The sequence below is a fragment of the Mycobacterium sp. NGS67 genome (assembly GCF_059812185.1).
This window is the reverse complement of the sequence record NZ_JCALCF010000013.1, coordinates 86133-100756: the sequence shown is the minus strand read 5'-3', so window position 1 is coordinate 100756 and position 14624 is coordinate 86133. Positions and strand designations below refer to the sequence as shown.

At 68.0% G+C, this 14624-nt stretch carries 13 protein-coding genes; 9 read left to right on the top strand and 4 right to left on the bottom strand.

Annotated features, from left to right (window positions below; genetic code table 11):
- Positions 1–52: 52 nt before the first annotated feature.
- From ctaD to AC5Y4D_RS14620, 8 genes are all read left to right on the top strand, one after another.
- Positions 53–1813 carry an aa3-type cytochrome oxidase subunit I gene (gene ctaD / locus AC5Y4D_RS14655; protein WP_499946148.1) on the top strand — a complete coding sequence of 587 codons (1761 nt, stop codon included), beginning with the start codon at positions 53–55 and terminating at the stop codon, positions 1811–1813.
- A gap of 15 nt (positions 1814–1828) precedes the next feature.
- Positions 1829–3058 carry a phosphoserine phosphatase SerB gene (gene serB / locus AC5Y4D_RS14650; RefSeq protein ID WP_499992533.1) on the top strand — a complete coding sequence of 410 codons (1230 nt, stop codon included), beginning with the start codon at positions 1829–1831 and terminating at the stop codon, positions 3056–3058.
- Positions 3059–3184: 126 nt separating this feature from the next.
- The gene (locus AC5Y4D_RS14645; RefSeq protein ID WP_499941853.1) at positions 3185–4036 is read left to right on the top strand and encodes an ABC transporter ATP-binding protein; all 852 of its coding nucleotides are present in this window, start codon (positions 3185–3187) and stop codon (positions 4034–4036) included.
- Positions 4033–4851: an NUDIX hydrolase gene (locus AC5Y4D_RS14640; protein WP_499941854.1), complete on the top strand. Its 819-nt coding sequence runs from the start codon at positions 4033–4035 to the stop codon at positions 4849–4851. Before AC5Y4D_RS14645 ends, AC5Y4D_RS14640 begins: the two co-directional genes overlap by 4 nt.
- Entirely contained in the window at positions 4848–5615 is a 768-nt protein-coding gene (locus AC5Y4D_RS14635; RefSeq protein WP_499941856.1) for an enoyl-CoA hydratase, read from the top strand. Before AC5Y4D_RS14640 ends, AC5Y4D_RS14635 begins: the two co-directional genes overlap by 4 nt.
- Positions 5616–5625: 10 nt before the next feature.
- Entirely contained in the window at positions 5626–6609 is a 984-nt protein-coding gene (locus tag AC5Y4D_RS14630) for a class I SAM-dependent methyltransferase (RefSeq protein ID WP_499941858.1), read from the top strand.
- A 2-nt stretch (positions 6610–6611) separates the two neighbouring features.
- On the top strand, positions 6612–7784 hold the full coding sequence (locus AC5Y4D_RS14625; protein WP_499941859.1) for a class I SAM-dependent methyltransferase: 1173 nt from the start codon (positions 6612–6614) through the stop codon (positions 7782–7784).
- A gap of 69 nt (positions 7785–7853) precedes the next feature.
- On the top strand, positions 7854–8546 hold the full coding sequence (locus AC5Y4D_RS14620) for an esterase (RefSeq protein WP_499992528.1): 693 nt from the start codon (positions 7854–7856) through the stop codon (positions 8544–8546).
- A gap of 6 nt (positions 8547–8552) precedes the next feature.
- Here the strand turns inward: AC5Y4D_RS14620 and AC5Y4D_RS14615 are convergent, their stop codons facing one another.
- Positions 8553–9842, bottom strand: coding sequence for an outer membrane protein assembly factor BamB family protein (locus AC5Y4D_RS14615; RefSeq protein ID WP_499992527.1), 1290 nt, complete (start codon positions 9840–9842; stop codon positions 8553–8555).
- A gap of 124 nt (positions 9843–9966) precedes the next feature.
- Between AC5Y4D_RS14615 and AC5Y4D_RS14610 the strand changes: the two genes are divergently transcribed.
- Positions 9967–10719, top strand: coding sequence for an acyltransferase (locus AC5Y4D_RS14610; RefSeq protein WP_499992526.1), 753 nt, complete (start codon positions 9967–9969; stop codon positions 10717–10719).
- 51 nt (positions 10720–10770) lie between these two features.
- On the opposite strand, the gene AC5Y4D_RS14605 is transcribed toward AC5Y4D_RS14610, so the two are convergent.
- The 3 genes from AC5Y4D_RS14605 to AC5Y4D_RS14595 are packed head-to-tail and all read right to left on the bottom strand — an operon-like array spanning position 10771 to position 14591.
- Positions 10771–12105, bottom strand: a complete 1335-nt coding sequence (locus AC5Y4D_RS14605) for a cryptochrome/photolyase family protein (RefSeq protein WP_499992525.1) — start codon at positions 12103–12105, stop codon at positions 10771–10773.
- A gap of 9 nt (positions 12106–12114) precedes the next feature.
- The gene (locus tag AC5Y4D_RS14600) at positions 12115–12594 is read right to left on the bottom strand and encodes a TspO/MBR family protein (protein ID WP_499992524.1); all 480 of its coding nucleotides are present in this window, start codon (positions 12592–12594) and stop codon (positions 12115–12117) included.
- Positions 12591–14591: an MMPL family transporter gene (locus tag AC5Y4D_RS14595; protein WP_500037517.1), complete on the bottom strand. Its 2001-nt coding sequence runs from the start codon at positions 14589–14591 to the stop codon at positions 12591–12593. Before AC5Y4D_RS14595 ends, AC5Y4D_RS14600 begins: the two co-directional genes overlap by 4 nt.
- Positions 14592–14624: the final 33 nt, after the last annotated feature.

Genomic DNA, 14624 nt, shown 5'->3' with positions numbered 1-14624 from the left:
CCACCTCGGTACCGTTGTGCGCCCCTGTCCGGATGGATGTTTGGAGGAGCTGTTGACAGCCGAAGCGCCCCCGCGGGGAGAACTCGAGGCCGTCCGTCCCTACCCGGCCCGGACGGGTCCCAAGGGAAACCTGATCTACAAGCTGATCACCACGACCGATCACAAGCTGATCGGCATCATGTACTGCGTCACCTGCTTCATCTTCTTCATGGTGGGCGGGCTGCTGGCGCTGCTGATGCGCACGGAGTTGGCAAGTCCGGGTCTGCAGTTCCTGTCGAATGAGCAGTTCAACCAGCTGTTCACCATGCACGGCACGATCATGCTGCTGTTCTATGCCACGCCGATCGTGTTCGGTTTCGCAAACCTGGTGCTGCCGTTGCAGATCGGCGCGCCCGACGTGGCGTTCCCGCGGCTGAACGCCTTCTCGTTCTGGCTGTTCCTGTTCGGCGCTCTGATCGCGACGGCCGGCTTCATCACCCCGGGAGGCGCCGCCGACTTCGGCTGGACCGCCTACACCCCGCTCACCGACGCCATCCACTCACCCGGTGTCGGCGGCGACCTGTGGATCATGGGACTGGCCGTCGCCGGTCTGGGCACCATCCTCGGTGGCGTCAACATGATCACCACCGTGGTGTGCATGCGCGCGCCCGGGATGACGATGTTCCGGATGCCGATCTTCACCTGGAACATCCTGGTGACGTCGATCCTGGTGCTGATCGCGTTCCCGCTGCTGACCGCGGCGTTGTTCGGGCTTGCTGCCGACCGGCACCTGGGAGCCCACATCTACGACCCGGCCAACGGCGGAGTCCTGTTGTGGCAGCACCTGTTCTGGTTCTTCGGTCACCCCGAGGTGTACATCATCGCGTTGCCGTTCTTCGGGATCGTGACCGAGGTGCTGCCGGTGTTCTCCCGCAAGCCGATCTTCGGCTACACGACGCTGGTGTACGCGACGCTGGCCATCGCGGCGCTGTCGGTAGCGGTGTGGGCGCACCACATGTTCGCCACTGGCGCGGTGCTGTTGCCGTTCTTCTCGTTCATGACGTTCCTGATCGCGGTGCCCACCGGAATCAAGTTCTTCAACTGGGCCGGCACCATGTGGAAGGGGCAACTCACCTTCGAGACACCGATGCTGTTCTCGGTCGGCTTCCTGGTCACGTTCCTGTTGGGCGGGCTCAGCGGAGTGCTGCTGGCCAGCCCGCCGCTGGACTTCCACGTCACCGACAGCTACTTCGTCGTCGCGCACTTCCACTACGTGCTGTTCGGCACGATCGTGTTCGCCACCTACGCCGGCATCTACTTCTGGTTCCCGAAGATGACCGGCCGGCTGCTCGACGAGCGGCTGGGCAAGGTGCACTTCTGGCTGACCTTCATCGGTTTCCACACCACGTTCCTGGTCCAGCACTGGGTCGGTGACATGGGCATGCCGCGCCGCTACGCCGACTACCTGTCCATCGACGGGTTCCAGCCGTTCAACGTCGTCTCGACGGTCGGGGCCTTCATTCTCGGTGCGTCGATGTTCCCGTTCGTCTGGAACGTCTTCAAGAGCTGGCGCTACGGCGAGGTCGTCACCGTCGACGACCCGTGGGGTTACGGCAACTCCCTCGAGTGGGCCACCAGCTGCCCGCCGCCGCGGCACAACTTCACCGAACTGCCCCGGATCCGTTCGGAGCGGCCGGCTTTCGAGTTGCACTACCCGTACATGGTGGAACGGATGCGCAACGAAGCACACATCGGCCGGCACGCCACGGCCGGCGAGTCCCCGAAGGGATTCGGTCCACGCACCGAACCCGATCGCGGGACTAGTGAGCAGTAGCGGCGGCAGTCGCGGGTGAATTCCTCACCCAAAGTGTCGGTGCTGATCACGGTCACCGGCATCGATAAGCCCGGCGTGACGTCCGCGCTCTTCGAGGTGTTGTCCGGACACGGCGTCGAGTTGCTCAACGTCGAACAGGTGGTGATCCGCAACCGGCTGACGCTGGGTGTCCTGGTGTCCTGCCTGCCGGAAGTCGCCGACGGCACTTCGTTGCGCGACGACGTGCAGACGGCCGTCCACGGGATGGGCCTGGACGCGACGGTCGAGCGCAGCGGCGACGTGCCGATCATCGGCAAGCCGTCCACCCACATCATCTTCGTGCTGGGCCGGCCGATCACGGCGGGCGCGTTCGGGGCGGTGGCACGCGAGGCGGCCACGCTGGGCGTCAACATCGATTTCATCCGCGGGGTCTCGGACTATCCGGTCACCGGATTGGAGCTGCGGGTCTCGGTGCCCCCCGGCGCCTACGGTCCGTTGCAGACCGCGTTGACCAAGGTCGCCGCCGACGAGCACGTCGACGTGGCCCTCGAGGACTACGGACTGGCCTGGCGCACCAAACGGCTGATCGTGTTCGACGTGGACTCCACCCTGGTCCAAGGCGAGGTCATCGAGATGCTGGCGGCTCGCGCCGGCGCCCAGGGCCAGGTCGCGGCGATCACCGAGGCGGCCATGCGCGGCGAACTGGACTTCGCCGAGTCGCTGGAGCAGCGGGTGGCCACATTGGCGGGCCTGCCGGCGTCGGTGATCGACGAAGTCGCCGAACAACTGGAGCTGATGCCCGGCGCCCGGACCACGCTGAGGACGTTGCAGCGGTTGGGTTTTCGGTGTGGTGTGGTCTCCGGCGGTTTCCGGCGCATCATCGAGCCGCTGGCGCAGGATCTGAAACTGGACTTCGTCGCCGCCAACGATCTCGAGATCGTCGACGGCACGCTCACCGGGCGGGTTGCGGGACCGATCGTGGACCGGCCCGGCAAGGCCACAGCCTTGCGCGCGTTCGCCGCGCAGTACGGCGTGCCGATGGAACAGACCGTCGCGGTCGGCGACGGCGCCAATGACATCGACATGCTCGCCGCGGCAGGCATGGGCGTGGCGTTCAACGCCAAACCCGCGCTGCGCGAGGTCGCCGACGCGTCCTTGAGCCATCCGTACCTGGACACCGTGCTGTTTCTGCTGGGCGTGACCCGCGGCGAGATCGAGGCGGCCGACGCGGTGGACGGCGTGATGCGCCGCGTCGAGATCCCCTGAGCCTGGGCGCGAGCAGACGCAGAATCGCACGAAATCTGCGATTTCAGTGCGATTCTGCGTCTGCTGACCGCGCCGGGCGCGGCGACGCACCGGTGTACGTGACCCGGCAGCGCTCGCAGGCATGGGGTGCGGCACGATGGTCGGGTGGCCGAACTCGAAGCCGATCCCGACCTGCTGATCGACTTCAGGGACGTGTCGCTGCGCAGGGGCGGGCGCACATTGGTGGGACCGCTGGACTGGGCCGTCGAACTCGACGAACGCTGGGTGATCATCGGCCCCAACGGCGCCGGCAAGACATCGCTGCTGCGCATCGCCGCCGCATCCGAGCACCCGTCCTCCGGGGTCGCGTTCGTGCTGGGGGAGCGGCTGGGCCGGGTCGACGTCAGCGAGCTGCGGTCGCGGATCGGCCTGAGTTCGTCGTCGCTGGCCCAGCGGGTGCCCGACAACGAGGTGGTGCGCGACCTCGTCGTGTCGGCCGGTTATTCGGTGCTGGGCCGGTGGCGGGAGAGCTACGAGGACGTCGACTACCGGCGGGCGCTGGACATGCTGGAAAGCCTGGGGGCCGAGCACCTCGCCGACCGCCTCTACGGCACGCTGTCCGAGGGTGAGCGCAAACGGGTGCTGATCGCCCGCGCGCTGATGACCGACCCCGAGCTGCTGCTGCTCGACGAGCCCGCCGCCGGCCTGGATCTGGGTGGCCGCGAGGAGCTGGTGGCGCGCCTGGCCGACCTGGCCGCCGACCCCGACGCTCCCGCGCTGGTGTTGGTCACCCATCACGTGGAAGAGGTGCCGCCGGGCTTCAGCCACTGCCTGCTGCTGTCGGAGGCTCAGGTGGTCGCCTCCGGCCTGTTGCCCGACGTCCTGACGGCCGAGAACCTTTCGGCGGCGTTCGGGCAGCGGATCGCGCTGGACGTGGTCGACGGACGGTACTTCGCCCGGCGGGTTCGCGCCCGGGCGGCACATCGGAGGCAGGCATGAACGAACCGCACGTCCCCCTGACGCCGCGCCCGGCGTCCACGGTGATGCTGGTCCGGGACGCGCCCGGCGGCTTGCAGGTGTTCCTGATGCGCCGGCATTCGCAGATGGAGTTCGCGCCGGGAGTGATCGTGTTCCCCGGCGGCGGTGTCGACGACCGCGACCGCAACGCCGAGATCGGGTGGGCCGGGCCGCCGCCGCAGTGGTGGGCGCAGCGCTTCGGCATCGACGTCGGGTTGGCCGAGGCGCTGGTCTGCGCGGCCGCGCGGGAGACGTTCGAGGAATCCGGTGTGCTGTTCGCCGGGCCCGCCGACGACCCGGACAGCATCATCAGCGATGCCTCGGTGTACGGCGATGCCCGCCGCGCCCTGGCCGACCACACACTGTCCTTCGCCGACTTTTTGCGCCAGGAGAACCTGGTGTTGCGCAGCGACCTGTTGCGGCCGTGGGCGAACTGGGTGACCCCTGAGGCCGAGCGCACCCGCCGGTACGACACCTATTTCTTCGTCGCGGCGCTGCCGCACGGACAGCGCGCCGACGGGGACAACACCGAATCCGACCGCGCCGAATGGGCACTGCCGCAGGACACCATCGCCGAGTTCGAGGCCGGCCGCAACGTGCTGCTGCCGCCGACGTGGACACAGCTGGACGCGCTGGCCGGCCGCACCGTCGCCGACGTGCTGGCCGTCGAGCGCCAGATCGACGCCGTCCAGCCGCTGTTGGAGAAGCGGGGCGACAACTGGGTGTTCGAGTTCTTCGACTCCGACCGCTACCACGAGGCCCGCAAAGCGGGTGGCTTCATGGACTGGCCGCTTTGAGCGAGTTCGTCAGCGTCGTCGTCAGCGACGGCACGCAGGACGCCGGCCTGGCCATGCTGCTGCTGTCCCGTCCCCCCACCAACGCGTTGACGCGCCAGGTCTACCGCGAAATCGTCGCCGCCGCCGATGAATTGGGCCGCCGCGATGACGTGGCCGCGGTCATCCTGTTCGGCGGCCACGAGATCTTCTCCGCCGGCGACGACATGCCCGAACTGCGCACCTTGACCGCCACCGAGGCCGGCGTCGCCGCGCAGGTGCGTCGCGAGGCCATCGACGCTGTGGCAGCGATCCCCAAGCCCACCGTCGCGGCCATCACCGGGTACGCGCTGGGCGCCGGTCTGACGCTGGCGCTGGCCGCCGACTGGCGGGTCAGCGGCGACAACGTCAAGTTCGGCGCGACCGAGATCCTGGCCGGACTGATTCCCGGCGGCGGCGGAATGGCCCGGCTCACTCATGTGGTGGGTTCCAGCAGGGCCAAGGAACTGGTGTTCAGCGGCCGCTTCTTCGACGCCGAGGAGGCACTGGCGCTCGGCCTGATCGACGACATGGTGGCCCCGGACAACGTCTACGACGCCGCGGCGACGTGGGCCAGGCGCTTCCTGGACGGTCCCGCACCGGCGCTGGCGGCAGCCAAGGCCGGCATCAACGACGTGTACGGGGCGGCGACGGCAACCGAGCGGGCGGACGCCGAACAACGGCGTTACGTCGACGTGTTCGCCGCAGCTCAGGACGGCGGGACCGACGGCGATCGGCACGGCGGATAGGCTGCCCTCCATGACGAGGACCACGCAAATCCCCGCAGACGCCGCTCCCAACCCGCACGCCACCGCCGAAGAAGTGGAAGCCGCGCGGCACGACAGCAAGCTCGCCCAGGTGCTCTACCACGACTGGGAAGCCGAGAACTACGACGAGAAGTGGTCGATCTCCTACGACCAGCGCTGTGTGGACTACGCGCGGGGCCGGTTCGACGCGATCGTGCCGGACGAGGTGATCCGCGAACTGCCCTACGATCGCGCCCTCGAATTGGGTTGTGGCACAGGCTTCTTCCTGCTCAACTTGATCCAGGCCGGAGTCGCCCGGCGCGGGTCGGTCACCGACCTCTCGCCGGGCATGGTCAAGGTCGCCACCCGCAACGGGCAGTCGCTGGGCTTGGACATCGACGGCCGCGTCGCCGACGCCGAGGGCATCCCGTACGACGACGACACCTTCGACCTGGTGGTCGGTCATGCGGTGCTGCACCACATTCCCGACGTCGAACTGTCGCTGCGTGAGGTGATCCGGGTGCTCAAGCCGGGTGGCCGGTTCGTGTTCGCCGGCGAGCCCACCTCGGTCGGCAATGTCTACGCGCGTGAGCTGTCCACCCTGACCTGGCGGGTCGCCACCAACGTCACCAAGCTGCCCGGGCTGGGCAGCTGGCGGCGACCGCAGGAAGAGCTCGACGAATCGTCCCGCGCCGCGGCCCTGGAAGCCGTCGTCGACCTGCACACCTTCTCGCCGCAAGATCTGGAGCGGATGGCGGCCAACGCCGGCGCGGTGCAGGTCGAGACCGCCAGCGAAGAGTTCACCGCCGCCATGTTCGGCTGGCCGGTGCGTACCTTCGAAGCATCGGTGCCGCCGGGGCGTCTGGGTTGGGGCTGGGCGAAGTTCGCCTTCAACGGTTGGAAGGCCCTGAGCTGGGTGGACGCCAACGTCTGGCGGCACGTCGCCCCGAAGGGCTGGTTCTACAACGTCATGGTCACCGGGGTCAAACCGTCCTGAGCTTGTTCGACTCGGACGCCGTCAGCTATCTGCGGTCCGACCCGGGTACCGCCGCGCTGGCGGCGGTCGACGAGTTCGAGTTGAGCGAGGCCAGCCGGATAGCCGACGTCGCAGCGGTCCGCGCCCGGTTCGGCGATCGGGCTTCGGTGTTGGTGGAAACCACGTTGCTACGCCGGAAAGCGCAGGAGAAGCTCGGTGCGCTCGGCGACGTCTCGCGCTGGCTGTTCACCGGCGAGGCGCTGCAGCAGGCCACCGCCGCACCCGTCGCGCGCCACCGCGCCCGCCGGTTGGCCGGGCGCGTCGTGCACGACGTGACCTGTTCCATCGGCACCGAGTTGGCCGCGCTGCGCGCGGTGACGACCCGCGCCGTCGGCAGCGACATCGACCCGGTCAGGCTGGCGATGGCACGCCACAACCTCGGGGCGGATGCCGACCTGTGCCGCGCCGATGCGTTGGCGCCGGTGACCCGCGACGCCGCCGTCGTCGTCGACCCGGCACGGCGCAGCGGTGGGCGCCGCCGGTTCGACCCGCGCGACTATCAACCAGCGCTGGACGCAGTGCTGGGCTGCTACCGCGGCCGGGATCTGGTCGTGAAGTGCGCTCCGGGAATCGATTTCGATCAGGTCAGGCGGCTCGGTTTCGCCGGTGAGATCGAGGTCACGTCGCACCGCGGCTCCGTCCGCGAAGCGTGTCTGTGGTCACCGGGGCTGGCCGAGCCGGGCGTGCGCCGACGCGCCAGCATCCTGGACCGCGACGAGCAGCTCACCTCATCCGACCCCGACGACTGTCCGGTACGTGGCGCCGGGCGCTGGATCGTCGACCCCGACGGCGCCGTCGTACGCGCCGGATTGGTCCGTCAATACGCCGCGCGGCACCAATTGTGGCAACTGGACCCCGACATCGCCTACCTGTCCGGTGACCACCTGCCGGCGGGGGTGCGTGGCTTCGAGGTGCTCGAGCAGACGGCTTTCGACGAGCGGCGGTTGCGTCAGGCGCTGTCCGCGCTGAACTGCGGCGCGCTGGAGATCCTGGTGCGCGGGATCGCGGTGGACCCCGATGCGCTGCGCCGCCGGCTGCGGCTGCGCGGGGATCGGCCACTTTCGGTGGTCATCGCCCGCATCGGCACGGGCGCCGCCAGTCAGGCCCTGGCCTACGTTTGCCGGCCCTCGCGGTAACGCCGGGTACGCTGACGGCGAATCCTATATAAGACACATGCCTTCTTGGTCTGCGAGGACATTTCGACGATGCGCTTTCTGATGGCGGCCGCTCTATCGGCTGCTGTGCTTGTTTCGGGCTTGCCGGCTGTTGGCACGGCGACGGCCGCGCCGCCGTCCTGCGCCAGTCTCGGCGGCTCGGTCGAGGCCGCCCAGATCTGCCATATCCACCAATCCAGCACCACCTACACGCTGGACATCACGTTCCCGGTCGACTATCCCGACCAGCAGGCGCTGACCGACTACATCGCGCAGAACCGCGACGGGTTCGTCAACGTCGCGCAGGGATCGGGTCGGCGCGACCAGCCGTATCAGATGGACGCCACCAACGAGCAACACAGTTCCGGCCAGCCGCACAACACGCGCAGTGTGGTGCTCAAGTTCTTCCAGGATCTCGGCGGGGCCCGCCCCTCGAGCTGGTACAAGGCCTTCAACTACAACGTGACCGCCAAGCAGCCGATCACCTTCGACACGTTGTTCGCGCCCAACTCCAATCCGCTGGACGCCATCTTCCCGATCGTGCAGCGCGAACTGGAACACCAGAGTGGGGTGGGGGTGGGTGTGTCGGCCGGGGCCGGCCACGACCCGACCAACTATCAGAACTTCGCGATCACCGACGACGCGCTGATCTTCTACTTCGCCCAGGGCGAGTTGCTGCCGTCGTTCGCGGGAGCCACTCAGGTCCAGGTGCCCCGCAGCGCCATCCCGCCGCTGGCTCTCTGAGTCCTGTCAGGCCGGGTCGAAGCTGTAGACCTGGCCGTCGCTGGTACCGACCACCACCCGGCGGTCCTTGCCGACCGAAACCCCCACGGGAAAGCCGGTGGCGGCCGGGAGCGGATAGCTCTCGGTGGTGCGGCCATTGGACGGGTCGAACACCAGTAGCGACATGCCCGGTGCGTTGTCGTGCGGGGGACCGGCCACCACCGTGTAACCGACGCCGCCGCCGGCCAGGCTCGACGTGGACAACGGCGTGACGTCCTCGCGCCGCCAGATCACCTCGGCGTGGTCGCCGGCGTCACGGAACGAGGCGAGCCGGGTGTCGGGGCCACCACCGGACAAAATCAGCCCCTGCGGCGTGACCGACGGTGGTGTCTGTGCCGAGAAACCAAGTGGCGCAGACCATTTGGGCTTACCGTCGGCCGCATGCAACGCCCAGAGACGCTGGTCGCGGCCGTTGACGTAGATCGTGGACCCGTCGGCCGAGAGCACCGGGCTGGCCAGCACGCCGGCGCCGACGGCATCGCTGGTCCACTCGCGGGCGAGCTGTCCCCCTTGATACTTCAGCCCGACCAGCCCGGCGGCCGGCGCCCCGGGTTGCCAGACACCGATCACCACCGTTCCGGTGGTCTGCGAGAACGCCGGAGCCGCCGCGACCGGGCACGCCGGGCGGGCCGGCGCACAGTCGGCCAGCCCCCGCGTCGCATCGGCGGGATCCACCCCCTCCACCAGGTCCAGGGCGCTGCCGACGACTGCACCGCGGTGGGTGTCGAACACCAGTATCTGTCCCAGGTGCGTGCTGACCAGTAGGTGTCCGTCGCCCAGAAACCTTGGCGTCGTCGGCATTCCGATCACGGGCTCACGCCACCGGGTCCACTGCGTCGGCGGGAACGAGATGATCGCGCCGGGCTGGCCGACGTAGAGGTTGTCGAAGCCGTCGAAGACCGGACCGCCGAAGCCGCCGCCCTGGACCAGCCGGATGCACCAGCGCTGCCGTCCGTTGCCGATCTCCCACTCCATGAAGGAGCAACCGGCCGGCGTCTGCGCGTTCAGCGCGAGGTAGCCGCGCGCGCCCAGGGCCGGGCCGGCCGCCAGCGTCCCTTTGACCGACCGTGTCCAGCGCAGGCTGAGCTTGCTGGCACCCGCCGTCGCCGTGTAGCTGCTGTTGGCGGCGTCGGCGTACTGCGCCGGCCAGCCCGGCGCGGCCACCGCGTCGACCCAGGAGTCGGTATTGCCGCAACCACCGAGCCCGACGGTGAGCGCGGCCGCCGAAACGGCTGCCAGCAGACGTCGGGCGAACACGGTTTCCTTTCGAGGCTTTCGAGTACAGGTGAGGGTAACCCGCCGCCTCGTCGTTACGTCTGATTGCCCGACCCCACAGCCCGCCGTTCCGCCGCGCATCGTCGGCGGACTAGGCTTTCGGGCCATGACGAGCATGTGGGGTGCTCCGCTGCATCGCCGGTGGCGTGGCTCCCGAATCAGGGACCCGCGCCAGGCCAATTTCCTCACCCTGGCGTCGTTGAAGTGGGTGCTGCGCAACAAGGCCTACACGCCGTGGTACCTGGTGCGATACTGGCGGCTGCTGAAGTTCAAGCTGCAGAACCCGCACATCATCACCCGCGGCATGGTGTTCCTGGGCAAGGGCGTGGAAATCCATTGCACTCCCGAGTTGGCGCAGCTGGAGATCGGCCGCTGGGTGCACATCGGCGACAAGAACACGATCCGCGCGCACGAAGGTTCGCTGCGCTTCGGCGACAAGGTGGTTCTCGGTCGCGACAACGTGATCAACTGCTACCTGGACATCGAGCTCGGCGATTCGGCGCTGATGGCCGACTGGTGCTACGTCTGCGACTTCGACCATCGCATGGACGACATCACGCTGCCGATCAAAGACCAGGGCATCATCAAGTCGCCGGTGCGGATCGGACCGGACACGTGGGTCGGGGTCAAGGTGTCGGTGCTGCGCGGCACATCGGTCGGACGGGGTTGTGTGCTGGGCTCGCACGCCGTGGTGCGCGGCGTCATACCGGACTATTCGATCGCGGTGGGCGCGCCGGCGAAGGTGGTCAAGAACCGCAAACTGTCCTGGGAGACCTCAGCCGCCCAGCGCGCCGAACTGGCCGCCGCGCTGGCCGACATCGAACGCAAGAAGGCGGCGAACCAGTCCGGCATCGGTTAGCCGCCCGTGTGTCGGCTGATAGTGGCACGTCACGCGGGTTCGCCGAAGCCTTCAGCTGATGTCGCTGTAGCGGCGCAGAGCCTCGGTGCGTTCGGCTGCATGGTCGACGATCGGGTCGCGATATCCGGGCGGGCGGTGGCCTTTTCGTAGCTGCACGTCGCTCGCCTCACGCAGTTCAGGCACCCAGCGCCGAATGTAATCTCCTGTGGGATCGAACTTTTCGCCCTGCGTGACGGGGTTGAACACCCGGAAGTAGGGTGCCGCGTCGGTGCCGGAACCGGCGCACCACTGCCAGCCGTGCTGGTTGTTGGCCATGTCGCCGTCAACGAGTTGCTCGAGAAACCAGCCCGCTCCCCACTGCCACGGCAGGTGTAGGTCCTTGACCAGAAAAGAGGCGACGATCATCCGTACCCGGTTGTGCAGGAACCCGGTCTCGCGCAGTTGCCGCATCCCGGCGTCCACTATCGGGTATCCCGTCTGTCCGGCTTTCCAGGCCTCGAAGCGGCGCGTGGCCTCGGCATCCGTGTCGGTCTCGATGGCGTCGAAGTCGCGGTTCCAGTTCCACCAGACGCTGTGCGGCCAGTGATACAACACCGCGGCGTAGAAGTCGCGAAAAGCCAACTCCCGCAGGTACACCGAGTCGCCTTTGCGCTGCGGGTCGAGATCGGAGACCAACGTGCGCGGATGGATGGTGCCGAACTTCAGGTGTGCCGACATCCGACTGGTGCCGGGCAGGTCGGGCCGGTTGCGGTCCTGCTCATAGCGGGACAACCCATCGTCGACGAACGTCGCCCACTGCGAAACTGCCGCCGCTTCACCGGCTTTCACGTCGAGTTCGACGCCGGGGTCGGGGATCTTGCACGGCTGGACGCCGAGTTGCGCCGGATCGACCCACTGTGCCGAGCCGGCGTCCGACTTGGCGGGCGCCCGCCAACCCACCTCACGCCAGCGACGAAAGTACGGTGTGAACACCTTGTAGGGGGTGTCGTCGTCCTTGGTGACACGTCCGGGTGAGGCCAGATACGGAGATCCGGTCGCCACCAACGGCACTCGACCCAACGCGGTGCGCACCCGTTCGTCGCGTTTGCGGCCGTACGGCGCGAAATCTTCGGAGATGTGTACCGCCGAGGCACCAACCTGCTTGGCTAACTCCGGGATTCGCTTCTCCGGCTGCCCGCGTACCACCAGCAGACGACCGTCGAGCTGGGCGCTGAGTTGCCGCAGCGAATCACCCAGGAACTGCAACCGTCGCGGTCCTGACGACGCTTCCAGTCGCGGATCGAGCACAAAGCAGCCAAGCACCTGCCCGTCGCTCTCGGCGGCGGCGATCAACGCCGGGTGGTCGCGCACCCGAAGATCGCGCCGAAACCACAACAGGGAAGGCATGATCGGCCCCTAACGGTTGAGTCGCCAGATGTGGCTCGACAGCACGGTGGCGAATGCACACCACAACGGGTAGGGCGCGAGCGCCGCGCCGGCGCGGGGGTCGGCCTCGGCGGCCCTTCTGGCCAGATCGGCGCTGCTGGCCGTGAGTGCCGCGGCGCCGAGCGCGGAGGCGCCCAGTTTGTGGTAACGGAAGAACAGCCAGCTCCAGCTTGCGTTGAGGACGAGATTGCCTCCCAATGCGGCGATGTAGCGACGCGCCTTGTCGTCGTGACCCGCGGCACGCAATTTGTCGATGACCACCGCGGAGGTGGCGGCGATGTCGGTGTACAGGGTGGTCCAGGCCACCGGGAATGCGGCGCTGGGCGGCTGATAGGGCGGCTTGCGGATGCGCGCGTACCAGAGCGGGGTGCGGCCCGGGTTGGCGGCACCTCCGGCGACGGCGGTGGCGGCGACGGCCAGACCGGTGCCTGCCAGGGTCGATCTGTTCACGTTGACTCCGTTCGGTTTTGCGCGGTGGACGCCGCGGTGGAAAGTCGACTGGGCCACCAGATGCGATCACCGATCACGGCGAACAGCGCGGGAATGACGAGTGTCCGCACCACGAAAGTGTCCAACAAAATACCCAGGCCCACGATGATGCCCAGTTGAGTCATCACGATCAGGGGCAGCACGCCGAGAACGCAGAAGACCGCGGCCAGAACGATTCCCGCACTTGTGATCACTCCACCGGTGGCCGACACCGCGCGGATCATTCCGTCCCGCGCACCATGATCGGCGGACTCTTCACGCGCCCGGGTGACCAGGAAGATGGTGTAGTCCACGCCCAGTGCGGCCAGGAACAGGAAGGCGTAGAGCGGGGTGGAATTGTCCAGGGCGGGGAAACCGAACACGTGCATGCTGGCCCAGCCGCCAAGACCTAACGCGGCCAGCGCACCCAGGATCGTCGCCGCCAGCAGCGTGGGCGGTGCCAACGCGGATCGCAACAGCACCGCCAGGACGACGAGGATGACCGCGAGGATCGCCGGGATCAACAGCGTCCGGTCACGCACGGCGGCGTCGCGCACATCCAGCGCCTGCGCGTCGGGTCCGCCGACCAGAGCCTCGGGTGTGGCGGCCTTGGTCGAAAGACGTAACGCACCAACGGTATTGAATGCCTGCGGGGACGACGGTGCGGCATCGATGACCACCGACCACTTGGTGAGTCCCGACGACGAAGTGCCTGCGGGGTTCGCCGACACGACACCGGGTGTCGAGATGATGGCCTGTTGTACCTGCGCTGCGTGGGTGGTGGGGGCGACCACTTCGGTCGGGTTCGCCGAACCGGCGGGAAAATGGGCGGCCACGATCTCGAACCCGGTCACCGAATCTGCCTTGACCCGAAACTGTTCCGTCTGCGACAGCCCGATCCGGACACCGAGCAGGCCGGTCGCCAGGGCCGCCAACAACACGATCGTGACCGACGCGACGACCGCTGGGCGCCGTGCCACGCGTTCGGCGATGGAGTGCCAGAGGCCGGTCTTGATGGTCTGGGTGTCGTCCGGTTGTGGGACGAACGGCCAGAACAACCGTCGTCCGAACAAAGCCAGCAGCGGCGGCAACAGCACCAGCACCGACAGTGCGGCGACGATCAGTCCGCACGCCGCAAGCGCGCCCAGGCTGCGGGTGCTGGGAGTGGACGCGAAGATCAGCGTCAGCAGCGCCAAGACCACGGTCGCGTTACTGGCAACGATTGCGGGCCCGGCCATCCGGACGGCTTGGCGCAGCGCGTCACGGTGCTCGCGGTGCAGTCGAAGTTCTTGGCGGTAGCGCGAAATCAGCAGGAGCGCATAGTTGGTGCCCGCGCCGAACACCAACACGCTGGTGATGCCCGAAGTCGCGCCGTCGAAGCTCAGGCCGGTCAACGAGGCCACCGCGGTACCCACCGAGGCCGCTACCCGGTCGGCGAATCCGATCACCACCAGCGGAACCAGCCACAGCACCGGCGAACGGTAGGTGGCGATCAGCAGCAGCGCCACCACCGACGCGGTCACTATCAGCAAGGTGACGTTGGCGTCACTGAACGCGTTCGCGATATCGGCGCCGAATGCCGGCCCGCCGGTCACATGCGCCGAAAGGCCGTCCGGCAAGCCGGAGCCCGCGGCATCGCGCAGTGCGGCAACGGCGTCGTGCAACGCCAGACCGGACAGTTCACCACTGATCGGTACCACCCCGATCCCGGCCCTGCCGTCGGCCGAGACGAAGACGGGCCCCGGCCCAGATCCCCGTTGCGCGATGGCCTGCATGCGATCTCGGGCCTGTTCGGTTGCGCGTTGGAGCGCGGCGGCGTCGACGTCCGCCCCGCCGCTACTGCTGACAACGACGATCAGGGGGTTGAGGTCGCCACCGGGAAATTGGGCGGACAGCTGCTGCACCTTCGCTGAATCGGCATCCGTCGGCACCGACAACGGCGCCTGGCTTGCGGCTGCGTTCCCACCGATCAACGTCATGAAACCGGTCCCCAGCAGAAAAACTCCCAGAGC